Source organism: Bacteriovorax sp. Seq25_V (assembly GCF_000447795.1).
Taxonomy (GTDB): Bacteria; Bdellovibrionota; Bacteriovoracia; order Bacteriovoracales; family Bacteriovoracaceae; genus Halobacteriovorax_A.
On record NZ_AUNI01000019.1, the window covers coordinates 121,418 to 142,610 of the forward strand.

Consider the following 21,193-nt stretch of genomic DNA (forward strand, 5'->3'; position numbering starts at 1 on the left):
TTTTTAGTAATGGCATCTTTTTTTGAATCAGTACCACAGAGTGTATTAGATAAAATAGATTCACTTGAGTTGAAAGTAGAGGGGACGAACTGTCTTCAGGCTATTTCATCTCTACTTGAAAAAACAGTCCTCTCTGGTGGTAAGAGACTGCGCCCAATGCTGACTTTCATGATGGGAGAGCTATTCTTTCTCGAGTCTGAAGGTGTGGTTGAGTGTGCTAAGGCCATTGAAATGGTTCATGGAGCCAGCCTTGCTCATGATGATGTTGTTGATAATGCAACTCAAAGAAGAGGTGAGCCTTCAATTAATATTGTTGCTTCAAATAAGTCAGCGGTTCTTGCTGGCGATTATCTTCTTGCTGATGTTATTCACCGGTTGGCGCATCTTGGTGATATTGAAGTCATTCGTCAGATGTCTGATGTTATAAAAGAGCTCGCTCTCGGTGAGTGGATCCAGTCTGATGCGATTGAGGAGAGAAGTTACTCTCGAGAATTAATCGAAAAAATTGCACAACATAAAACAGCTTCAGTTATGAGCTTTTGTACTTGGGCCCCTGCTCATATAAGTAAAGCTCCTGCTGAAATAGTTGCCAGTGCTCACGAATTTGGTCGTCGTCTAGGTCTTGCTTTTCAGTTGATGGATGACACTCTTGACTATAGTGATAATTCTCAAAAAGATGTTCTTTTGGATGTCAAAAATAATATTGTTAACTCTGTTGTACTTGAATGGCTTGAGTTAAACCCTGAAGCATTTGCAAAGTATCGTGAAGGTACTGATCTTATCGACCTTTGGAATGAGAGTCACCTCGAAGCAGCTGTTGAAACAGTTAAGTCTCGCGCCCTTTCTCATATGGATGTGGCCAGGGATTGTTTATCAAAAATTGCTGCTTATCATGAATCTCAAGGACAAAGCAAAGAGGTGATTGATCAAAGACTAGCACCTCTTAACTTTATTATTGATTTTATTATCACTCGCGATATTTAAATCTTAAAAACTGCCCAAATAGGGAAGTGATCACTAGCGCGCTTAAGTTCAATACTCTTTTCACTAATACAAGCACTTTCATCTAATTTTTCTTTTCTCGGCTTAAATTCTCTAGGAATATCTTTTGCTTTGATACATACACCACTTGTTTCATCTGGATAGTAAATCCCTGCATCAATTACTTTTAAGTTCTGATAAACCATATAATCTAGTGTCAGCTTTAAACGATCTTTGCCGAAGTGTTGTTGCTCATGTGTGTGGCCTGGCTTATCAATCCATAGATTCGTGTTCTTAAACAATCTTCTCAGCACAATAGAGCCTGGATGATTATCTTCAATTGAAGCATTCCAGTCACCTGTTGCAATATAAATAGCATCTTTAGGCAGTGGCCTGATATGTTGAAATTTCTTTGGAAGATTGACAGGAATGTCAGTTCCACCAGTTAAGTACCACTCTAAAAATCTTAACTGGTCGCGATTCCTTTCATAATTTGGAGATTTGCGATTTCCAAAATGATATGAAGGAACTGTGTGCAGTGAGATAAAGTGAACTTCTTTATCATTGACCTCTATAACGATATCACTAAAACCTTTATCAAATAATTGAATGTTTTTTGGGAGCTTCTCTCCATTGTCTCTTCTAAACTTTGAAAGTTTAATGTCTTTATTAAAGTCTCGCCAGCGAAGATCTGTGATAATTAGCTCTTCTTTGATAGGATAACTAGAAAGCACGGCACTTGAATACTGCCCAGGGTAAAGACCAAAGTTGTCTTGGTCGGCCTTTCCTCGTGTTTGTCTTGTTAGTTGAGTCTCGTACGAACCTTTTGTTTTTCGTGCATTTTTTCCAGTGTTAGCTTCGTAGAAACTAATCGCATGTTCCATTGGATCTTTGCCAAGAAGTTGTAAGAACGTTTGTGCATTTTGTCCTGTCGTGCGGTAGCGATAGTTAGGAACGTACATTTTATCAAATTGGATTTCATTGATATTTAAAATATTAAACTCTAGTGAATTTAAAATACTCTCTACTGCTTTAAATTGGGCGTTGTCTTTGTCGACCTTCTTTGTTTCTAGTTCTTTGATATTCCAATGAACAACTTTGAAAGTATTATCTTTGCTTAAAAATAGAGAACAGCTCGAAAGAGTTAAAGTGATAAAGAGTAGTTTTAATAATTTCATCTTTTATTTCCTGCCTTACAAAAATTGATTCCGAAAGTAAGGTCTGAGAGTGCCATGAAGCATCTTTCATTGCCGTGGAATGTTTGCCTTGGAAATTTTCTTAGGCTTGAATTTTTATAGAGAGACTTATCTTTTGAGGAAGGACGTGGCCCCTCGGCTTTTTTGATGTTTATTTCGACAAGGCATTCCTTATAGACTTTTCCCGAAAGAATTCGACTTGTCTCCACGTAGAGAGAATCGGCCATGTAATTGATCGTTTCCTTCATTGATACTTCTTTGACAAATTTATACCCTCTCTGTGAGAGCTTAGATTTCAAGAGTGTTGTTTCTTTTTTATTTAACTGATTGTCGACGAGGTAGAACTCGCAAGTAGGGTGTGAAAATGACTCCACACCCATGGCATATGAACTATAAATCAAGAAAAGTGATATAATCTTTTTCACAAGCTTCCTCTACTTCTTTTACTTCTTTTGGAATCATTGAAGATAGGTTCTCATGACCTTTGTCTGTAATCAAGATATTATCCTCAATTCTGATTCCAATTCCTTGTAAATGAGAAGGAATTTCGCCATCACCTTTTGGAAAGTAAAGTCCTGGCTCCACTGTAAAGATAACTCCTGGCTCAAATTTCATTGGATTTCCAGTGCCATCCATATATGGATTTTGATCGTGTACATCAAGTCCTAGCCAGTGTCCCGTACCGTGTGGGAAGAATTTTCTAAAAGTACCTTTTTCAAGGTTCTCTTCAACACTTCCTTTAAGAGCTCCAAGGTCGATGAGCCCCTGAGTGAGTACATTACAAACAGACTGATGTAGTTCTGGAGCTGTTCTTCCTGGCCAGGCATGACTGATTGCAGTTTTTTGCGACTCAAGTACGATTTCGTAAACGTCTTTTTGAACATCTGTGAATTTTCCATTAACTGGGAAAGTTCTTGTGATATCCGTTGCATAGTAGTTTAACTGGCTTCCTGCATCGATAAGAAAGAGATCGCCATCTTTCAGTTCTTGGTTATTTTCAATATAGTGAAGAATATTTGCGTTATTTCCACCCGCTACAATATTGTCGTAGGCGTTTCCTTGGCTATCACCTTTTTCAAAGATAAATTGAATTAGAGCTGCAACTTCTTTTTCGTTTCTTCCTGGTCTAGTGAAGGCCATGGCCGCACGGTGTGCTTTGTCTGTTGCGATCATTGCTTTTTTCATCGTAAGAATTTCGTTAGCATCTTTTGTGTAACGTAATCTTTCAACGATTGCTCCAAGATTTTTAATTTCGCTTGGAGGTAGCTCAGTACTTTTTCTCTTCTTATTAAATAGATCACCTGAAATTCTTTGCGCAAGATCAAAGATATCTCTTCTCTCGTGGAAGTGCATATAAAGATTTCTGTGACCTAGAAGTAGGTGAGGGATTTCTTTTTCAAAGTCTTTGATGTCAAAGGCCTGGTCTGCATCCATAAGGTCTTGTGCTTTTTCAAGTCCAAGTCTTTTGCCTGCCCACATCTCTTCAAAAGCATCATTTTTTCTAATGAAGATATATGTTTTATTTTCTCCACCTTTTTGAGTCATAACAAGAATTGAATCTGGCTCATTAATTCCAGTAAGGTATTTGAAATTTGAATTTTGTCTAAATGGATATTCCGTATCGTTACTTCTCGTTACGAATTTTGCAGAACCAAGGATCGCAATCCCATCTTCCATCATGTTGAAGACTTTCTCACGTCTTGCTTTAAAATCTGTATTTTGCATATAGTTTCCTTTATTTTTTTCGTAAATTTTAACAAAAATTTAGTAGAAGATATATCAAAATTTCCTTAGACACTCGTTGTCGTATCAGTTATTTTGTTTAGATGTGGAAAACTATATTATTTTCATCTCTTTTATCTAACTTCAGCTATGGGAGTGCTGGCAGAATCAAGTTTATCTATGACAATTATTGTCCGTGGTCATGTTTAGTTAAAGATGGAGATCAGCATTCGGGATTTGCTGTTGATCTGGTAAAAATGATTTATGCTGGAGATTGGCAGATTGACTTTAGTTCTTCATCATTTCAAAGAGCGATTAAAGAAGTTGAGTCAGGGCGTAGTGATATTATCCCAGCTGTCTATAAGAATAATGATCGTAATTTAATTTACTCTTTACCTATCAGTACTACAAATATTTCAGTTGCAATTAAGTCAGACAATATAAGGAAGCTTGACTTTTCAAAGGGGCTCCATCCTCTAAAGGTCGGGGTAGCAAAGGGCTTTGTATACTCTAAAGCTATTGCGGACTATCAGAAAAGATATCCTGATTTAACTTCCGTTGTCTCAACTACCTCAGCAGTTGGACAACTTCTAAAGATGATTGATGCTGGACGTATCGATTTAATGACAGATAACCATGAAGTTTTGGTATTTTGGAGAGATTACTACAAATTAAAAGGAATAGAGATAGCCACAGCACCTAGTTACTTATCTTATCAGAAGGAAATATTTCTGGCGTTCACAAGTAGTGATAAGGGGCGAAAGTTGAGAGATAGGTTTAATGAGAAACTATTGAAAATGAAGGAAAATGGTGAGTTACAAAAATTAAAAGATCGTTATTCAATAAGATAAAAAAAGGCCTACTTTCGTAGGCCTTAATTATTTAGAATCCGTGGATTATAAAATCATCATCTCTATCATTTGGTGTTTCTCTTGCAACACAAGCGTCTGAACTTCTTGAGTTTCTTACCGCTCTCGCACACATTGTCGCTGCTTCTTGGCAAGCTTGTCTCTTAAGGTCTTCTGATCTTCTACCTGTTGCAGATCCAGTGTGTACTCTTACAACACGACCCATTCTTCTATCTACTTGTTCTACACGACAAGTTTTTGTTACTAGGTCTCTGTCATGTCCACCTCGTCTTGACATTGCACAGTATGCTCTTGGCATTCTTCCGTTTCTTTGTTGATCACGTAGTTCTCTCTCACACTGTCTTCTTGCATCATCACATGAATCGTACCCTCTTCCTCTGAAAACTTGAACAACGTTACCGTTTGCTCTTGTTAGTTCATACTCACAAGTTCTTGGTGTTGGTCTTGGTGGGTAAGGGTTTGGATTAGAAAATCTATCTACTTCACAGAATGCACCGTAGAAGTTCCTATCGTATTCAAGTCTTACTTTTTCATAGTTACATGATCTAAGGGCCTCTCGGCATGCTTCTTGTTGGTTATATCCAAACTCTGAGAAGCTTCTTAGGTATCCACCAAATCTATCTTTTAAAGTCGCTGAACAATAGTCTGCGCTTGCACTTAGTGATAAAAAAAGAACTACTAATGTTAATAAACCTTTCATAAAAAACTCCCTCCCAGAATGTATTTTTATTTCTTAATTCAGTTTTAAAAAACTCTCTTTAATTGTTCAATTTAGTTTTTTTTTATTGTTGAAAAAAACCATGAATGTAAGCTTTTGTAGGAAAACTTACACTTTGAGTGTGTAATACCTACATATCTCGTGGTTTTTGGTAACAATTTGCCCCTTAAATAAGATGATTTTTATAAGCTTTGGCCGGTTTTCTATATGCCGATAGGGGAGATATGAATGGACCTTACGAAATCCCCATTGATTATGAACTTCTCTACAATATTGCCAAATCTCGCGAGTTTGAAAACTTTACGGTCGATGGAAGTGGTGTTGTCTATCGTGGGATCGTGCCACAGATTGTGACACCTATTTCTAATTATGATGATTTTAAACTTATCAATGAGTCTTTTAAATATAACGGACTTATTCAAAGAGAATGTCTAATCGTCAAAGTGATTTGCGAAACGGGAGATCTCTTTTCGTCAAATATTATAACAGGCAAGAAGCGTTCTGTTTCAAGTTATGAAGAAATCAAAGCACTCATTGATAAACTAAGTCTTGAGGCAAAGCGAGTGGGTCACACGGTGACTGATGTGGAGCTTATTCATACTCACTTAACAAAGCAGTTTGTTCTTATTTCTGCTGATGATCATATTGACAAGATTTCTATTAATCCACTTTCTGATAGTGATATTGATTTGGTGATGAAGCTGAAGCAGTATATAAAGGCCCGCATTTCTATACGGGCCCTAACTAAAGATGGAATTTGTTTTACAGCAGTTGCTTAAGAGAGAAGGTTTAAAACTCTTTCTTTTCCAATTGTTCTAATGAATCCAGCAAGCTTAGGTCCCTTCTCGCGAGAGATAAGAAGTTGATATATTGGAGAGAACACATCTGCCGGGTTTAGCTCTAGAGAGTGCATAATTTCATACATCTTCTCATGAAGAGCTGTATCGCTATCAATTGAATCCCAGTTTGCACTTAGGTAATCGTTTAGTTTGGCAATATAGTTTTTTGCATCATCAGAAATCTCAATTGAAGGTTTTTCTTTGTTGATAGCAAATTTAAAATCCTCTGGCGCATTATTTTCAAGCCAGTAAAGAGCACATTCAGATCTCTCTTTGAATCTTCTTTCATCACGGTCATTTTTAATTTCACTCGCGTAAGCCTCACGCGCTTTAGATATATCACCGTCGTTAATTTGAAGAACATTACAAAGATGTCTAAATGATGGTTGAATTGGACATGTCGCAGGCATCTCACCAATTTGAGAAAGCTCAAGAACTCTCTTGGCCATGGCAACTTTCTTTTCATTACCTTCTTCAACACCAAAAGCTAGTCTCTCTTGGCGATCGTAGTCTTCATATGTTTTTAAAACATCAAGATCAAAGGATACTGCGAAGTCTACGTTTGTCTTATAGCTTGCAAAAATCCAACGAATCATTTCTGGTTCGTATACTTTTAAAACATCGTTTACCGTTACAAGGTTACCTTTTGATGAAGACATTTTCCCACCAAGACCTTTAATTGAAACGAAATCATATTGGAGATAAACAGGAGTTTTCCAATCAAAGATTTTTACGATTTCTTTTGCTGTCGTGTATGACCCACCTTGTGAAGAGTGATCCTTTCCACCTGGTTCAAAATCTACTTTTTCAAATGCCCATCTCATTGGCCAGTCAACACGCCATGGAAGTTTCACAAGACTTGTTGTCTCAAGATCAATTTCTCCCTCGTAACCAGTTGGGTTATGACGATACTTGATCATCTTTTCTCCATCCCAAGAAAGAATTGTCGTTTCATCAGTCTTATTTTTTTCGCAGTAAACAGAGATTGGGTAGTACTCATCCCCGTATGGAGTTGAGCGGTACTGATTAAGAATGTCTCTAATCTTGTCTCTGCTGTTTAGTGCGTGCTTGATTTGCGCTTTGTAATCACCTGCGCGATATTTTTTTGCTTGATAGATTGGCTCAACTTGCACGCCAACTTTAGCCAGCTGTGATTCAAAGCTGTGCTCATGGTGAGCAGCATAACTTTCATGCTCTTCGTATGGATCTGGTGTATCAACGATTGGTTGAAACATATATTTTTTTAGTTCATCTTGTTTTGGAAGGTTTGCCGGAACTTTTCTAAATGTATCGTAATCATCCCATGAGAAAATGAATCTCACTTTCTTTCCACGAGCTCTTAAACCTCTCGCTACAAGATCAGTTGTAATAACTTCGCGGAAGTTTCCAAAGTGTACAGTTCCTGATGGAGTGATTCCACTTGCTACAACATACTCATCTTTATCACCAATCTGCTTGATGATTCTGTCTGCTGTCATATCGGCCCAGTGGATAAGATTTGTTTGATTGTTATTTGACATTTTGCATTACTCCATAACGACATAATTTGGGATATTTAGGAGCAAATAGTAGCAAAAGTTTTTCCCATGGTATAGGGCCTGACTTGACATTGATGATAAAAAAAACGAATTTATGACTGTGTTTTAAAACTTCGGAGAAAAACCATGTTAGTTTCAGCAATCATCAAAGCTTTTCTGTTCTACTTTCTTTATCGCACGATTAAGAAATTACTAGCTTATTCTGAAACTTCTAAGGCCGCTGAAGGAGCACGCTATGAGTATTACCAAAAACAACAGGCCCAGAAAAAATCACAACAATCAGGTGATGTGATTGACGCCGAATTCAAAGTTATAAAATAGCTTTACAGTCAAGCGTTCGCCATAGTACAAAACGCCTCACATCTGAGGTTATATGTTCTTTAAATACATTTCTTTTATATTATTTTCTCTTGTCACAATTACTAATTCTTTGGCCACTCCAATGGCATGCCTACATGATTGTCATGTCTTCACCATCGGCGAAAAAGAAAGTTCAATTGTTTTGTCTGCAAATGAATTTCGTGTCATGGCCCTAGGCCCGCTTGGAGAAAGACAGTTATGCATGGCCAAGAAAGAAGTCTCAGGCGATTTCATTGTAATTGAAATCAGTGATATCCTCTCTAGTGAAACCACAATCTCTGCACGTGTTGGCTCAAAGCTAATTGCAGCTTCAAGCTTCAGCGGCGACATGGGAACACTTTCAGTTTATTCAAAAAATATTCGCATCACTTGCCAGCGTCGTTAAGTAACGCAAGGCGCAGTGACCCTAAACCACTTGGGCCTTATCCTAAATAGAGACAAATTTTATTTCTATGGATGGAGATTCTCATGACTAAGTTTCTAAAACTTATTCCACTAATTGTTCTATTTGCTTCTTGTGACCTTAAAGCCCCTGAAAAAAAATCTGATGATACTGAAGTTAGCGGGAACGAAGCTCTGAAAATTTCTGATAATCGTGTTTTAAATGATACTGAAATCTCGTACGCAAAGAAGATTTGCCAGGCCCTTGAAAATAAGACTGAATTTTTCAATCGTTTAGTAGGAGAATCTCGTCGTTATACTTTTATGAGACGTTCAAGTGATTGTGGAAGTACTGAGCGTAGACTCTCAGACCACAGCGTCTCTATAACTGCACCTGCGCGCTATGGTGACCCCTTAAATTTTGAGCCTGTCGGAAATAAAATTCCTAACTTCACTTACTCTGTTTATACGCATGAAGATAGTTCAATCAAGGAAACTTGTGATCAGCTACTATCGGGCTCGACAGATATTCCAAAACTTATTCAACCCCTAGGCAATGATTATATCAAGTATCGCTTCTATGCCAATGACACTTTTGAGTACTTCATTTATTTAAAGAATGGAGATAAGTGGTACGCGAAGAGATTTGAGAGTATCAAGGTCATCCATTCCAATACTTCAGATAATAACGGGATTGTCTCACAACGTATTTTTGGTGGTTACTGCCCTAATGGCAAGCAGTCATACACTCTTCAACAACTCCTTTAAAGTGATCCCTTTGAATGGTGTTACTAGCAGCTGAGCCCCTTAACTAGAGGGGGCTTAAGACAATCTATTGCGTAGTGCCGTCAATGCTATCTGTACGGAGTTGTCTAACTAGCTTAAATTAAATAGATATTGTAAATTTCCCAACACCATTGAACTGGAGCAGTTTGTAGATTTTATTTAGTGCAATATAAACATTTGACTTTGATTTCAGGCTGATTATATAAATATATTATGAAGAAATTAATTTTACTCTTTATCGCATCTATGAGGGCCCATTCGGCTCAAGTCTGTGTTCCAGCTCCAAGTGAGGCAACTTGTCTCGTACTTGGTGGTACTTACGATGCTTCGACTAGAATCTGTTGCATTAAAGCGAAGTAGTTCACTTTTTTGCTGTCATCGATAAACCATTGCTATTATTGACTGATTAAGGAAAGTAACCTGAATTAAGTAATCTTATACGTATGCTATAAAAAAATATGTCATAATTGATTTTATGAAATTTTTTATATTCACTCTAACATTAATGCTGGGAACTGCCTTATCGACTTCTGCTTTTGAGGGAAGTTTTGAAGAACCACGTCTTAAAAGCAATATCGTAGGAATTTATGAGGGGAGTGCTCTGCTTTGCACCGGTGTGATTCTCGACAATGATACGATTATCACTGCTAAGCATTGTCTTTCCTCTATAAAGTCGACAAAACGTCTGATGCGTCTGACTCTAAAGGGTCAACCTGGGGCCCGTGCGCTAGAGGTTTTTGAACATGGTCGTCTAGACATCGCGCTATTAAAAACTTCGACATTGAGTGTTCAAAGACCATACTCTGGAGTTTATACTTCTCCGCTAAAAAGTGGGGAGGATATCGTTATCGGTGGAATCGGGGATAACGGTGAGGTTGTCTTTGGTCACAGTCGCGTGAGGGCGTCAGTGGGATCCTTAAGTGAAATTGAAGAAGGCCCTCTATATCTTTGTCATGGTGATAGTGGTGCAGCGATTTTTGTTAAGCAAAATGATAATTATTTGCTCGCTGGGATCGTCTTACGCGGTGAAGAAGGCTGTTATGGGAAAGGGACATTTCTCAATTTAAAAGAAGTCTTTTAAACTGATCCATTTAAATGGGGATAGGACTCTAAATTACTCAATGATTAAGTCGCGATAGACAAAGTTATTTCTGGCGGTTCGAATAATATGACAGTAAATATCTAATATAGCAGGGAAACTTTCAAAATTATCCCCATTTAAATGGAGCAGTTTAGGAGTTTTTATTGGACGCATAGCTCGCCTTTTTGTATTATCCCGCCCATGCATAAAGATCAAAAAGATTACCAATTAGACTCATATGATTATGATCTTCCAGAGCACTTAATTGCCTCAAGGCCAGTGGAAGGGCGTCATCATTCAAAGTTACTCGTTTACAATGTGAGTAAGAATGAAGTGTCACATCACCAGTTTCATGAAATTGTCGATCTTTTACCGGAGGATTCAACGCTTGTTCTCAATCAGAGTAAGGTTTTTCCATGCCGTCTGATGGGAAACAAAGTCACTGGTGGTCAGGTCGAGGTTTTCTTTTTGACGATTAGACCAAGTGATAAAGGATGTCTTCACTGCCTCATTAAGGCGCGTGGAAAGAAGAAGCTTGGGGATCGTTTTCTTTTCGACGATGGACTAGAGATTACAATTGCAGAAATTATAAATGGAACTTTTCACGTAACTGTAAATGTCGATGATATTGAAAACTATCTTAATACACATGCGACGATTCCAATTCCTCCTTATATTCGTGACGGGGTGGCCGACGAGAGAGATAAAGAAGATTATCAGACTGTCTATGCTAAGGAAGTTGGGAGTGTGGCGGCACCGACGGCGGGTCTACATTTCACAGACGAGATTTTTGATAAGCTGGCAAAGCGTGGAATTGAGAGAAGCTTTGTAACCTTGCATGTGGGGATGGGGACATTTGCTCCTGTTAAGACAAATGATATTCGTGAGCATGAGATGCATAGTGAGTCTTATCATATTGATTCAGCGAATTTTGAAAAAATTAAAAGTGCCAATAAGAGATTTGCTGTTGGAACGACCAGTCTTCGTGTGCTTGAGAGCGTTTGGCAGCGCGATGATTTTGAAACAAATAAAACTTATGAAACAAATATCTTTTTACATCCAGGAAAGAATGTTCAAAGTATTGATGGGATGATCACTAATTTTCACTTACCAAAGTCGACACTTTTAATGTTAATTAGTTCATTGATGGGAAGAGAGAAGGCCTTAGAGCTTTATCGAATTGCAGTTGAAAAGGAATATCGTTTTTTCTCTTATGGAGATGCGATGTTAATTATAAGGTAAATAAATGATTGAACACAAAATGATTAAGGTTGAAAAAGTTGATGGGAAGGCACGTGCGTGTACGATCACAACTGCTCATGGAGAAATTCAAACACCAATTTTTATGCCGGTTGGAACTCGTGCAACTGTTAAGTGCATGTGGCAAGACCAGCTAGAAGAAATTGGCGCGCAAATTATTCTAGGAAACACATATCACTTATACCTCAGACCTGGACATGAGCTGATTGAAAAAGTTGGTGGTGGCCTTCATGGTTTTATGAATTGGAAAAAGCCGATTCTTACTGACTCTGGTGGCTATCAAGTATTTTCTTTGTCAGACATTAATAAAGTAACTGAAGATGGTGTAATTTTTAGCTCTCATCTTGATGGGTCTAAGCATTTAATTGGGCCAGAAAAAAGTATGGAGATACAAAGAGCGCTTGGTCCAGATATTGTGATGGCCTTTGATGAGTGTCCGGCCCTGCCGGCGACAAAGGAAAAGCTTCGAGAGTCGATGGAGTTAACGCTTCGTTGGGCGAAGAGATGTAAAGATTATGAACTTAAAGAGCATCAGCATCTTTTTGGAATTATCCAAGGTGGTCTACACCATGACCTTCGTACTGAGTGCATGGAAAGACTTGAGGAAATGAATTTCCCGGGGCTTGCTCTTGGTGGACTTTCAGTTGGTGAGAAAAACGATGAGATGGTGCAATTTCTCGATAACTTCGGCCATACGATGCCAGAAAATAAACCGCGTTACCTGATGGGTGTTGGTAAGCCGATTGATATTTTAAATGGTATCAGGGCCGGGATTGATATGTTTGACTGTGTGCTTCCGACAAGAAATGCACGTAACGGACAATTCTTGACAACTGACGGGCCGCTCAATATTAAAAATTTAAGATTTAGAGAGGATACATTGCCGCCGGATCCAGAGTGCGACTGCAAAGTGTGTCAAAACTACTCGAGAGCGTATGTACGACATCTTTATACGACGGGAGAGTTCCTTGCTGGACAGTTGATAAGTTATCACAATCTCTACTTTATGCTTAACATGGTGAAGCAGGCGCGAGTGAATATTCTTGCCGAAACTTTTGAAGAGTATTATAAAACCTTTACAACAAGATACAACTCGAAGAGATGGGCCAACCCATAGGAGAATTATATGATGCAATTATTTATTTCAAGTGCTTTTGCTCAAGAAGCAGCAAGTGCAGCTAAGCAACCTGCGTTCATGCAATTTGCGCCTCTAGTACTAATTTTTGTAGTTTTCTATTTTTTAATGTTAAGACCACAAAAAAAACAATTAGAAGAGGAACAAAAACTTTTAGATGCTCTTACAAAAGGTGATGAGATTTTTACTAAGTCAGGTCTTTTAGGAACTGTTGTTGGAATTACTGAAAAAGTAATAACGCTTGAAGTTTCTGAGGGTGTAAAACTAAAAGTTTTAAAATCTCAAATCGCAGGCCTTTCAAGTAAGCTATTTGAAAAAAAAGAGAGTAAATAAAAATGTTTGGTGGTCTTGGTGGTGGCGAAACACTATTAATTTTAGCGATAGCTTTAATTTTTATTGGTCCAAAAAAATTACCGGAGCTTGCAAAGGGCTTGGGTAAGGGCATTCGTGAATTCAACAAGGCCAAAAACGATCTCATGAACTCGTTAAATGAAACGCCTGAGGTCGAGTCAAAAAAATCTGAAGAAAAAATCGAAGCAACGTCTACGCAAGAAGAAGTTGACAGAAAAGATCAGAATTAAAAAAAGAAAATTTCGCTTCTTGCTTTTTCGACTTTAATGCTCCTATAATTTTAAGAGTTTATTTCATTACTGAGGGTTTTCCCCAAAGATTTAGGAGTTTTTAATGAAAAGAAGCTGGTGGTATCGCTTTGTGTTCCTTCTTTTTGTCGTGGTTATATCAGGGATTTCGATTATTCCAACGGCATTCGATTTTAAAGAGACTGATAATTTCCCAATTAAGTCTAAGATTAATCTAGGTCTTGACCTTCAGGGTGGTCTTTACATGATTCTTGGAATTGACTTTAAGAAAGTCTACAAGGATGAGGTAAAGGGTTATGCGAGAAGAGTTGAGTACGCAATTAAAGACGATAAGGGTATTACTCTTACTGTTGGTGCACTTGATGAGTCAGATCAACTTGATCCGAAGATTAATTTAAATGTCACAAACGCTTCTGACATCGAAGCAGTTAAAACAATGGTTCATGATAACTATAATGGTTTCCTAAGAATCACTGGTGAGACAACTTCAACTGTTCAGTTAGCTCTAACAAAAAAACTTAAGACAGATATTGAAGAACAATCTGTTAAAAGATCTATTGAAGTTATCAGAAACAGAATTGATGAGTTTGGTGTAACTGAACCAGAAATCGTTTCTCAAGGAACTGATAGAATCGTTGTTCAACTTCCAGGAGTTAAAGACATCGATAGAGCAAAAGAACTTATCGGAAAAACAGCTAAGCTTGAGTTTAGAATGGTTAACTCTGATGTTCCAATGACTCAAATTACAGCTTGGTTAGATAAAGTTAAAGCACAAGGAATTGAGTTTAAGAAAGGCGCAAGATTTTCTGATTATGTAAGATCAGTTAATGAAGCTTTAAAAACGGATCTTCCAGAGGGTTATACTTTAGCATTTGAAAGAGCTCGTAATGTTGTTGATCCAAATGCTGAAGTGCAAATGGTTCCTTACGTTCTTGAGTCTAGTGCTCGCCTGACAGGTGATGATCTTGAGGATGCAAGAGTTCAGTTTAATAATCAGCAGAACCAACCAGAAGTTGGAATGACTTTTAAAACTCGTGGAGCAAAGATTTTTGCTGATATCACGGGTGAAAATACTGGTAAATTGATGGCCATCGTTTTAGATGGTAATGTTTACTCAGCACCAAGAATCAACGGTAAAATTCCAAATGGTAGAGCTTCAATCACTCTTGGTGGTAGAAACTATAATGCACAACTTAAAGAGGCAAAAGACTTAGCTCTTGTCCTTAGAGCAGGGGCTCTTCCTGTTCAACTTGATTTTCAAGAGCAAAGAACTGTTGGTCCATCTCTAGGACATGATTCAATTGATCAAGCTCGATTTGCTGGGATGATTGGTTGTATCTTAGTATTTGCGTTTATCTTTGTTTACTACAGAGTTTCTGGTCTTTTTGCAATTGTTACTCTTGGTCTAAACGTTATGATCATTTTAGCAATGCTCGTTGGTCTTGAGGCAACTCTAACTCTTCCTGGTATCGCAGGGATTGCTCTTACTGTTGGTATGGCGGTTGATGCGAATATCATCATCTACGAGAGGATTCGAGAAGAGATACGAAGTGGGGTTGGATACTATAAGGCCGTTGAAGGTGGTTTTGAGTCAGCTTTCTGGACGATTGTTGATGCTAACATCACGACTGCGCTTGCAGGGATTTGTCTTCTAAACTTTGGTACTGGTCCAATTAGAGGTTTTGCAATTACTCTTTTAATCGGGATTTTTGCAACTGTTTACTCATCATACTTTGTTTCGAAATTATTCTTTGAATTCTATATGAACAAAGTTGAGGGACAAGATCTTAGTATCTAGTTATAAATTTAGGAGAATATATGTTTCAGATAATTAAAAGTAATACAAAAATAAATTTTGCGGGTATGTTTAAGTACGCCGCAATTCTTTCTGCCATTCTCGTTACTGTTTCACTTGGTCTTATATTAACGAAGATGAAGTACGGAGTTGACTTTAGAGGGGGAGCGGAGCTTCAAACTAAATTCACTGAGAAAGTTGACTTAAATAAATTAAGAAGTGAACTTTCAAGTGCTGGCTTCAATGGGATTACTGTTCAATCTATTGGTGAACTAGAATCTAATGAATACCTAATTAAAGTTCCAGGTAATGAAGAAAATTTAAATCAAGTAACTGAGCAGGTAACAACTGCACTAACTTCGCACTGGAAAGACGGTGTTGAGATCAGAAAAGTTGATATTGTAGGTCCAAAGGCCGGAGCAGAACTTAGACAGTCTGGTTTCCTTGCAATGCTTTGGGCACTTCTTGCTATCATGGTTTATATTGGTCTCCGTTTTGATTTTAAATATTCTCCAGGTGCTATTATCGCTCTTTTCCATGACGTAACTATTGTTCTTGGTGTTTTTGCACTGACAGGAACAGAGTTTACGCTACAAACTGTTGCTGCGATCCTTGCGGTTATTGGTTACTCTGTAAACGACACGGTTATTGTTTACGATAGAGTACGTGAGCATGAGGCGAAATTTGTTGGAAAGAAACTTGTTGAGCATATTAACAATGCAACAAATGAAACACTTTCTAGAACTATTCTAACTTCTGGAACAACACTATTTGTATCGATTGCGATGCTTGTAGCTGGTGGACTTGCAATTAGAGATTTCTTTATGGCGTTTACTCTTGGAGTTGTGATTGGTACTTACTCATCTGTTTTCGTTGCAGCTCCTATTACTCTTGTTTTTGATAAGTATAGAAAGAAATCAGAAGCAAGCACAGGAACGGTGAATGCATAAGTTTGTTTTAACACTTCTTATATTTTTAAAGATGGGGCTACTTTGTAGTCCCTCTGTTTTTGCACAGTCTGATATTGTTGATGAGACTTACGAAGAGTTACAAGCACAGTCAGAAGAAATGGTTGATGCTGTAAAAGATCTACAAAAAAAATACGCCAATCCTGATGCCGTTAAAAAAAATCAGATTGATCCCAAGCAACTTGAAAAGACCTTTGCACTAATTCAGGAGCAATTTAGAGATAAGACTATTGAAGATATCGAAGCTGACATTCTTGATCAGACTAAGGGAAGTATGCTTCATGAGCTTCTTAAGACATTTCCAAAACTTCTGACTTTTGTGGCCACACTGATGAAAGATAAGGAAGCCTTGCCACAGGCCTCAAAAATCCTTCATGACCGTGAGAAGCTAAAAGAAGCTGGTCTATGGATGCTTGGTACGTTCCTTTTAAGCTTTATTTTAAAGAAGCTTTTAATTCAAAGTGGCCAAGGAATTCTTAAAAGACTGGGTCGCTACTTTTTAAAGAGTCTAATTCTTTGGGGAGTGCGAATAGGTATCCTGGTCCATTTCTATGGAGAATACCTAAATCCAATTTATAAGATTTTTAAGAAGGTTTTTCTTTCTTAGTTAGACGTCGCTGGTACGCAATAAGCCTTTCTGTCATGTGGAATAAGTGTTGATGGAACTTGTGTTGTCCTACCATTTGTTCCGACCTCTGTTGGTCCCTTTACTGTATATAGCTTTTGGAAACCTTTTTGCTGAACGAAAGGTGTATCGTAATTTGGTGGCCAGTAGAAGTAAGTGGCCTGTCTCTCTGTAGATGATGTTGGTTTGTATGGAACACCACTAGAGTTGAGATGGAACCAAATTTTCTTCAAGATATTTTCTCTAATAAGAAGTAAGTCTCTTTGAATTTCGGTTTCACTTGTTGAACCATCATTATTTGTAATAGAAACAACCTCTCTTTCGCCTTCTGCAAAATATAGTCCTTCTGTTGGGGTACCTACAATTTCACCGATTGCTACAAATTCAGGTTTTGTTTGATCATTATATTCATTCTCTCCTGGACAGAATGATTTTCCTGTCGAGTCTGTAAAAGGCGTCATGACATACCCAAGAATATCTGGACCAACACAAATATTATCTGCGCTGTCAGGGGCAACACATGCACTGATCGTTCCAAAGTAGCTCTTTAAAGTTGGATTTGAAATACCCATTTTTTGAAGTTTTTCTCTGATTAGAAAATCGACTGTAAGATTGTCCCCGTCTTTTAAGAAGCGTGGATCTTGAACATCCCAAACGGTGAAGTGTCCTGGAATTGTTTCAAGTCTCGCATATTGAACCTTGTCATTTGCATTTCCTTCTTTGACATAGTCGTGACAGAAGATTCTTGTCGCAGCTCCTGGAGCAAGTGGAAGGATTGCTGATGTTGCTTGTTGATAATAGTGATATCTTGCATAGTCCACATAGAAGTTTTGACTTGTGGCCTCGTTAACACTTGTTGTTCTTAAAATACATGTATACTGATTTATTAACGTTAAGTGTAGTTCATCATCAAGAACGATACCACTATCATCCTCAGGTTCCTTCATGCGAAGTTGTTTGATATCACTGGTTGCAAATTCTACTTGCGTTCCGGTTTCTTGAATCTTAAATGAGTAGGTCTCTCCAAAAGAAGCATTTGTTAGCGGAACGCTAAATCTATTTGAACCAGAATTAACTTCAATATTAATTGGAATAGTTTCGTTATTTGTGTTTCTAAGAATTAACTGACAGCTTGGGTTATTCACTTGATTGTTATCAATTGAATTTGTACACCAGCCATAAAGGTTTTTGAAATTATCATTTCCTGAAACTAGTGGACCAACTGTCACTGAACCATAGAGTTTTGCAAAGTCATCTGTTTTTGTTGCACACGTTGAAGCACAGCTGGCATCGGCGTTAACACTAGCAACTTTACCGGCCTTGCAAACACAGAAGTCTCCATTGATAAAAATTGAATTACTTGGTCTAGTTGGAATTGTCGCCTTTGGTAAGCAAACACCTTTTGATGTTTGAACAATTTCTTTGATATCATCTGTAACGTCAGTGCTGTTGACGATCTCGGATATTTCTTCGTCTGTAGCTTCCTGTTGTGTTTCTGTGTCACAAGCACTTTGACATGTGTCGCCTGATTCATAATCAAAGAATGAGTCATCACAAGTTGTGATGGCGTTACCTGTAGATATTGACGTCAGCCTTCTTCGTGTTCCATCAGGAATACAGGCCGCAAAATTTAAAAGTAGTAGTGTTATAAAAATCTTTTTCATAATTTATCCTTACGAATTAGTTTCGTAAGATTATTAAGGTTTCTTTAATTTTAGGGCATCTTTATATGTATCTAGACTTACTTTATTATGTTTCTTGTGAAATCAGTGGGTTAGGTGTTATTATCTTATTGTTAGCTGAACAGTTCTTGAGAAATTTAGTTGGCATGAAGAAATAATTAATGTTTTTAGCCGTTTAGCCGATAGGGCTTTAGTAACTACAACAAGTTAGAATTGATATTCCCTGAGGGAGGAGAGATATGACAAAAGCAGATCTAATCGCAGCACTAGAAAAACAAGCAAATGTAACTCACAAGCAAGCAGAGACAGTTGTTAACATCTGTTTTGATAGCATGATTAAAGCGCTATTTGACGATGAGAGAATTGAGATCAGAGGTTTTGGTTCTTTTGCTAACAGAAATTACAAGGCGTATGAAGGGCGTAATCCTAAGACTGGTAAGGTTGTTAAGGTTCCACCTAAGAAAGTTCCATTCTTCAAAGTAGGTAAAGAACTTAGAGAAATGGTTGACGCTGGAAAAGATAAATACGTTATTAGAGAAGCATAATCTAATTATATTTGGGCCTAGTGCGAAAATCATTAGGCCTAAATTTTCTTCTAATTTTCTTGACTTATCATCTTAAATAACTAGAATCATTCTTACTTTGATAATCTTTGGTCAGATGCCGGAGTGGTCTAACGGCGCAGTTTGCAAAACTGTTGTTTTCATCGGTTCAAATCCGATTCTGACCTCCAAATTTTATTTTAAAAAAGCCAACCTTTGAGTTGGCTTTTTTTTTGTCGAAAAAGTAATTCAATAATTACTGTAGTTTTCTAGTTGTGTACCGAAAAGAAATAATGGCCACGATAAAACAGATTTTAAAATTGTCCGACTTAGGGCTTTCTAAAGAGTTCATTCACGAATTGATTCTTAAAATGATTTATGTTCAAGGTGCAATTTCTGGAAAGGAAATTAGTAATCTTATGAAGGTAAGTTTTGGCATTCTTGAAGAAGAGTTTATTGATTTAAAAAAGAGGGATCTTGTTGGTGTCATTGGTTCTGTTTCAGGTATTGGTGGCTATTCATCGATGATCTTTGACCTGACGCCAAAGGGGAGAGATAGGGCCGGTGAAATATTTAATGTTCGCCCTTATGTTGGTCCAACCCCTGTCTGTTTAACAGACTATATCGAGGTAATTGATCAGAAAAAAATCAATACACGAAAAATAGATGAACAAAAGCTAAAAAGTGTTTTCGGCGATATGATTCTTAATCAGAATTACTTTTCAAAGATCGGCCCAGCTATTAATTCCGGTGGGCCAATTCTCTTCTTTGGGGAGCCTGGGAATGGGAAAACTATGATTGCAGAAAAAGTCATAAACTCATTTGATGATTATATCTATGTTCCCTATTGCTTGATGATCGATGGACAATTTATCAAATATTTTGATGAGAAAGTTCATATTCCTATCAGCTATGATACGACGGATCCAAGATGGATCAAGGTTCAGAGGCCTTTTGTTGTTGTTGGAGGGGAATTAACTCTACCAATGTTAGATCTTATTTATAAAAGTGAATTTAAATACTATGAAGCTCCGGCCCAGTTAAAAGCAAATGGCGGAGTGTTTTTAATTGATGATTTTGGACGTCAACTAGTTTCTCCAACGGAGCTATTAAATCGCTGGATTTACCCTCTAGAAAAGAAAACTGATTATTTGACATTGGTAACAGGTAAGAAAATTGAAGTTCCATTTAATCAAATGCTCTTGTTTTCCTCAAATCTTAAGCCACAGGATCTTGGAGATGATGCTTTCTTGAGAAGGATAAAATATAAAATTGAGATTACTTCACCTACAGTTAATGAATTCAATGAATTATTTAAAGGTCAGTGTGTAAAGTTAAATATAAAGTACAATGATGAAGCATTTAAGTATCTAGTTCAACACTATTTTATAAAAGAGAAAAGGGATGTTCGAGGTTGTCATGCAAGAGATCTCCTTTCTCACATTGTTGATTTTAATAGCTTTTATAACAAGCCAAATAAGCTCTCAAAAGAGAGCATCGACTTTGCTTGCAATAGCTACTTTTCGAAGTTTAAGTAGAACTTGAGCTTAGTGATTACTTCTCATACTCTGCCCAGAAGTAGCCTCGGATATCTCCAGTCTTAAAACCAGTGGCCTTGTCATTTGGATAGCGCTTGGTAATTTCTTTATAAAGATCCGCCTCGATATTATCACCATGACATTTAAGACACATTGGCATTGTCGCTATTGGCATCAAAAGACCGCGATGTTTAGAATCGATATCAACTGCGATATAAGGACTTTTGATTTTCTTCGTCTGAAAATCACTAATATAATTTTCCATCCATTTTTTAGGCATATTGTTAGGATTGCGATTCTTAGCACTCACACGACCAATTTTAATTTCTGCATTAGTGTGGGAGTTCGTTATAGTTGAAGCTTCAAGATGGCAGGTTTCTAAGGCCTCAGTAGGGGATTTCTTCATTCCTGCGCTAAGTTTCGCCTTAAGCTCCATCCCAAGCTTTTTAACCGCCTGAAGGGCCTTGGCGTCTTCGATGGCCATGGTTGAGGTTGTGTGTATAAGAAGAGCGATAATTGTAATTTTTTTCATTAATCCTCCAAGATCCTTTAAGTTTATCACTCAAGCTAGACTCATT

Annotated in this window: 24 protein-coding genes and 1 tRNA gene; 18 read left to right on the forward strand and 7 right to left on the reverse strand. The window is 37.6% G+C overall.

Annotated elements, in window-relative coordinates; all coding sequences use genetic code 11:
- The first annotated feature begins 9 nt into the window (after window positions 1-9).
- Window positions 10-984, forward strand: coding sequence for a polyprenyl synthetase family protein (locus tag M900_RS11985; RefSeq protein ID WP_021275093.1), 975 nt, complete (start codon window positions 10-12; stop codon window positions 982-984).
- Here M900_RS11985 and M900_RS11990 read toward each other — a convergent pair.
- Genes M900_RS11990 through M900_RS12000 form a run of 3 tightly spaced genes read right to left on the reverse strand, consistent with a single transcriptional unit; the run spans window position 981 to window position 3,902 of the window.
- Window positions 981-2,159, reverse strand: coding sequence for an endonuclease/exonuclease/phosphatase (locus M900_RS11990; protein ID WP_021275249.1), 1,179 nt, complete (start codon window positions 2,157-2,159; stop codon window positions 981-983). The two genes, M900_RS11985 and M900_RS11990, sit on opposite strands and share 4 nt — an antisense overlap.
- On the reverse strand, window positions 2,156-2,602 hold the full coding sequence (locus tag M900_RS11995; protein WP_034732585.1) for a hypothetical protein: 447 nt from the start codon (window positions 2,600-2,602) through the stop codon (window positions 2,156-2,158). The genes M900_RS11990 and M900_RS11995 overlap by 4 nt, the downstream gene beginning before the upstream one ends.
- The gene (locus M900_RS12000; RefSeq protein WP_021275114.1) at window positions 2,568-3,902 is read right to left on the reverse strand and encodes an aminopeptidase P N-terminal domain-containing protein; all 1,335 of its coding nucleotides are present in this window, start codon (window positions 3,900-3,902) and stop codon (window positions 2,568-2,570) included. Before M900_RS12000 ends, M900_RS11995 begins: the two co-directional genes overlap by 35 nt.
- Window positions 3,903-4,003: 101 nt before the next feature.
- On the opposite strand from M900_RS12000, the gene M900_RS12005 reads away from it, so the two are divergent.
- A complete protein-coding gene (locus M900_RS12005; protein ID WP_021275267.1) occupies window positions 4,004-4,750 on the forward strand; it encodes an ABC transporter substrate-binding protein in 747 nt (248 codons plus the stop codon).
- A gap of 31 nt (window positions 4,751-4,781) precedes the next feature.
- Here the strand turns inward: M900_RS12005 and M900_RS12010 are convergent, their stop codons facing one another.
- Window positions 4,782-5,468, reverse strand: coding sequence for a hypothetical protein (locus M900_RS12010; RefSeq protein WP_021275108.1), 687 nt, complete (start codon window positions 5,466-5,468; stop codon window positions 4,782-4,784).
- Between the two features lie 242 nt (window positions 5,469-5,710).
- Here M900_RS12010 and M900_RS12015 point away from each other — a divergent pair, with 242 nt between their 5' ends.
- Window positions 5,711-6,265 carry a hypothetical protein gene (locus M900_RS12015; RefSeq protein ID WP_021275139.1) on the forward strand — a complete coding sequence of 185 codons (555 nt, stop codon included), beginning with the start codon at window positions 5,711-5,713 and terminating at the stop codon, window positions 6,263-6,265.
- Here M900_RS12015 and lysS read toward each other — a convergent pair.
- Window positions 6,262-7,845, reverse strand: coding sequence for a lysine--tRNA ligase (lysS, locus tag M900_RS12020; RefSeq protein ID WP_021275064.1), 1,584 nt, complete (start codon window positions 7,843-7,845; stop codon window positions 6,262-6,264). The genes M900_RS12015 and lysS overlap by 4 nt on opposite strands.
- A 144-nt stretch (window positions 7,846-7,989) precedes the next feature.
- Between lysS and M900_RS12025 the strand changes: the two genes are divergently transcribed.
- The 12 genes from M900_RS12025 (at window position 7,990) to M900_RS12075 (ending at window position 16,835) form a co-directional block, all read left to right on the forward strand.
- Window positions 7,990-8,184 (forward strand): hypothetical protein, encoded by a 195-nt coding sequence (locus tag M900_RS12025; protein ID WP_021275165.1) that lies wholly within the window; start codon window positions 7,990-7,992, stop codon window positions 8,182-8,184.
- A gap of 52 nt (window positions 8,185-8,236) precedes the next feature.
- Entirely contained in the window at window positions 8,237-8,608 is a 372-nt protein-coding gene (locus M900_RS12030) for a hypothetical protein (RefSeq protein ID WP_021275132.1), read from the forward strand.
- Between the two features lie 83 nt (window positions 8,609-8,691).
- Window positions 8,692-9,372 (forward strand): hypothetical protein, encoded by a 681-nt coding sequence (locus M900_RS12035; RefSeq protein WP_021275207.1) that lies wholly within the window; start codon window positions 8,692-8,694, stop codon window positions 9,370-9,372.
- Between the two features lie 231 nt (window positions 9,373-9,603).
- Complete coding sequence (locus M900_RS17755) at window positions 9,604-9,750, forward strand: hypothetical protein (RefSeq protein ID WP_157680648.1); 147 nt, start codon at window positions 9,604-9,606, stop codon at window positions 9,748-9,750.
- Between the two features lie 115 nt (window positions 9,751-9,865).
- A complete protein-coding gene (locus M900_RS12040) occupies window positions 9,866-10,471 on the forward strand; it encodes a trypsin-like serine protease (RefSeq protein WP_084703588.1) in 606 nt (201 codons plus the stop codon).
- 201 nt (window positions 10,472-10,672) lie between these two features.
- On the forward strand, window positions 10,673-11,713 hold the full coding sequence (queA, locus tag M900_RS12045; protein ID WP_021275051.1) for a tRNA preQ1(34) S-adenosylmethionine ribosyltransferase-isomerase QueA: 1,041 nt from the start codon (window positions 10,673-10,675) through the stop codon (window positions 11,711-11,713).
- A 4-nt stretch (window positions 11,714-11,717) separates the two neighbouring features.
- Window positions 11,718-12,848, forward strand: a complete 1,131-nt coding sequence (tgt, locus tag M900_RS12050) for a tRNA guanosine(34) transglycosylase Tgt (protein ID WP_021275206.1) — start codon at window positions 11,718-11,720, stop codon at window positions 12,846-12,848.
- 9 nt (window positions 12,849-12,857) lie between these two features.
- Window positions 12,858-13,199 (forward strand): preprotein translocase subunit YajC, encoded by a 342-nt coding sequence (gene yajC / locus M900_RS12055; RefSeq protein ID WP_021275061.1) that lies wholly within the window; start codon window positions 12,858-12,860, stop codon window positions 13,197-13,199.
- A 2-nt stretch (window positions 13,200-13,201) separates the two neighbouring features.
- Complete coding sequence (locus tag M900_RS17990) at window positions 13,202-13,447, forward strand: twin-arginine translocase TatA/TatE family subunit (protein WP_021275226.1); 246 nt, start codon at window positions 13,202-13,204, stop codon at window positions 13,445-13,447.
- Between the two features lie 103 nt (window positions 13,448-13,550).
- Complete coding sequence (gene secD, locus M900_RS12065; RefSeq protein ID WP_021275058.1) at window positions 13,551-15,263, forward strand: protein translocase subunit SecD; 1,713 nt, start codon at window positions 13,551-13,553, stop codon at window positions 15,261-15,263.
- 20 nt (window positions 15,264-15,283) lie between these two features.
- On the forward strand, window positions 15,284-16,210 hold the full coding sequence (gene secF / locus M900_RS12070) for a protein translocase subunit SecF (RefSeq protein WP_021275049.1): 927 nt from the start codon (window positions 15,284-15,286) through the stop codon (window positions 16,208-16,210).
- On the forward strand, window positions 16,203-16,835 hold the full coding sequence (locus tag M900_RS12075) for a hypothetical protein (protein WP_021275217.1): 633 nt from the start codon (window positions 16,203-16,205) through the stop codon (window positions 16,833-16,835). The genes secF and M900_RS12075 overlap by 8 nt, the downstream gene beginning before the upstream one ends.
- Here M900_RS12075 and M900_RS12080 read toward each other — a convergent pair.
- On the reverse strand, window positions 16,832-18,517 hold the full coding sequence (locus M900_RS12080) for a hypothetical protein (protein WP_021275152.1): 1,686 nt from the start codon (window positions 18,515-18,517) through the stop codon (window positions 16,832-16,834). The genes M900_RS12075 and M900_RS12080 overlap by 4 nt on opposite strands.
- Before the next feature lie 257 nt (window positions 18,518-18,774).
- Here M900_RS12080 and M900_RS12085 point away from each other — a divergent pair, with 257 nt between their 5' ends.
- The 3 genes from M900_RS12085 to M900_RS12095 all read left to right on the forward strand — a co-directional run bounded on the left by M900_RS12085 (window position 18,775) and on the right by M900_RS12095 (window position 20,615).
- Complete coding sequence (locus M900_RS12085; protein WP_021275111.1) at window positions 18,775-19,080, forward strand: HU family DNA-binding protein; 306 nt, start codon at window positions 18,775-18,777, stop codon at window positions 19,078-19,080.
- Window positions 19,081-19,189: 109 nt separating this feature from the next.
- Window positions 19,190-19,268, forward strand: a tRNA-Cys gene (locus M900_RS12090).
- A 102-nt stretch (window positions 19,269-19,370) separates the two neighbouring features.
- Window positions 19,371-20,615, forward strand: coding sequence for a hypothetical protein (locus tag M900_RS12095; protein ID WP_021275126.1), 1,245 nt, complete (start codon window positions 19,371-19,373; stop codon window positions 20,613-20,615).
- A 16-nt stretch (window positions 20,616-20,631) separates the two neighbouring features.
- Here M900_RS12095 and M900_RS12100 read toward each other — a convergent pair whose 3' ends face one another.
- Entirely contained in the window at window positions 20,632-21,147 is a 516-nt protein-coding gene (locus M900_RS12100) for a DUF3365 domain-containing protein (RefSeq protein WP_034732591.1), read from the reverse strand.
- Between the last annotated feature and the right edge of the window lie 46 nt (window positions 21,148-21,193).

Bases quoted from the DNA above. Each gene is read 5' to 3' on its own strand.
- M900_RS11985 (WP_021275093.1), top strand. From the start codon at position 10: ATGGCATCTTTTTTTGAATCAGTACCACAGAGTGTATTAGATAAAATA.
- M900_RS11990 (WP_021275249.1), bottom strand. From the start codon at position 2,159: ATGAAATTATTAAAACTACTCTTTATCACTTTAACTCTTTCGAGCTGT.
- M900_RS12000 (WP_021275114.1), bottom strand. From the start codon at position 3,902: ATGCAAAATACAGATTTTAAAGCAAGACGTGAGAAAGTCTTCAACATG.
- M900_RS12005 (WP_021275267.1), top strand. From the start codon at position 4,004: ATGTGGAAAACTATATTATTTTCATCTCTTTTATCTAACTTCAGCTAT.
- M900_RS12010 (WP_021275108.1), bottom strand. From the start codon at position 5,468: ATGAAAGGTTTATTAACATTAGTAGTTCTTTTTTTATCACTAAGTGCA.
- M900_RS12015 (WP_021275139.1), top strand. From the start codon at position 5,711: ATGAATGGACCTTACGAAATCCCCATTGATTATGAACTTCTCTACAAT.
- lysS (WP_021275064.1), bottom strand. From the start codon at position 7,845: ATGTCAAATAACAATCAAACAAATCTTATCCACTGGGCCGATATGACA.
- M900_RS12025 (WP_021275165.1), top strand. From the start codon at position 7,990: ATGTTAGTTTCAGCAATCATCAAAGCTTTTCTGTTCTACTTTCTTTAT.
- M900_RS12030 (WP_021275132.1), top strand. From the start codon at position 8,237: ATGTTCTTTAAATACATTTCTTTTATATTATTTTCTCTTGTCACAATT.
- M900_RS12035 (WP_021275207.1), top strand. From the start codon at position 8,692: ATGACTAAGTTTCTAAAACTTATTCCACTAATTGTTCTATTTGCTTCT.
- M900_RS17755 (WP_157680648.1), top strand. From the start codon at position 9,604: ATGAAGAAATTAATTTTACTCTTTATCGCATCTATGAGGGCCCATTCG.
- M900_RS12040 (WP_084703588.1), top strand. From the start codon at position 9,866: ATGAAATTTTTTATATTCACTCTAACATTAATGCTGGGAACTGCCTTA.
- queA (WP_021275051.1), top strand. From the start codon at position 10,673: ATGCATAAAGATCAAAAAGATTACCAATTAGACTCATATGATTATGAT.
- tgt (WP_021275206.1), top strand. From the start codon at position 11,718: ATGATTGAACACAAAATGATTAAGGTTGAAAAAGTTGATGGGAAGGCA.
- yajC (WP_021275061.1), top strand. From the start codon at position 12,858: ATGATGCAATTATTTATTTCAAGTGCTTTTGCTCAAGAAGCAGCAAGT.
- M900_RS17990 (WP_021275226.1), top strand. From the start codon at position 13,202: ATGTTTGGTGGTCTTGGTGGTGGCGAAACACTATTAATTTTAGCGATA.
- secD (WP_021275058.1), top strand. From the start codon at position 13,551: ATGAAAAGAAGCTGGTGGTATCGCTTTGTGTTCCTTCTTTTTGTCGTG.
- secF (WP_021275049.1), top strand. From the start codon at position 15,284: ATGTTTCAGATAATTAAAAGTAATACAAAAATAAATTTTGCGGGTATG.
- M900_RS12075 (WP_021275217.1), top strand. From the start codon at position 16,203: ATGCATAAGTTTGTTTTAACACTTCTTATATTTTTAAAGATGGGGCTA.
- M900_RS12080 (WP_021275152.1), bottom strand. From the start codon at position 18,517: ATGAAAAAGATTTTTATAACACTACTACTTTTAAATTTTGCGGCCTGT.
- M900_RS12085 (WP_021275111.1), top strand. From the start codon at position 18,775: ATGACAAAAGCAGATCTAATCGCAGCACTAGAAAAACAAGCAAATGTA.
- M900_RS12095 (WP_021275126.1), top strand. From the start codon at position 19,371: ATGGCCACGATAAAACAGATTTTAAAATTGTCCGACTTAGGGCTTTCT.
- M900_RS12100 (WP_034732591.1), bottom strand. From the start codon at position 21,147: ATGAAAAAAATTACAATTATCGCTCTTCTTATACACACAACCTCAACC.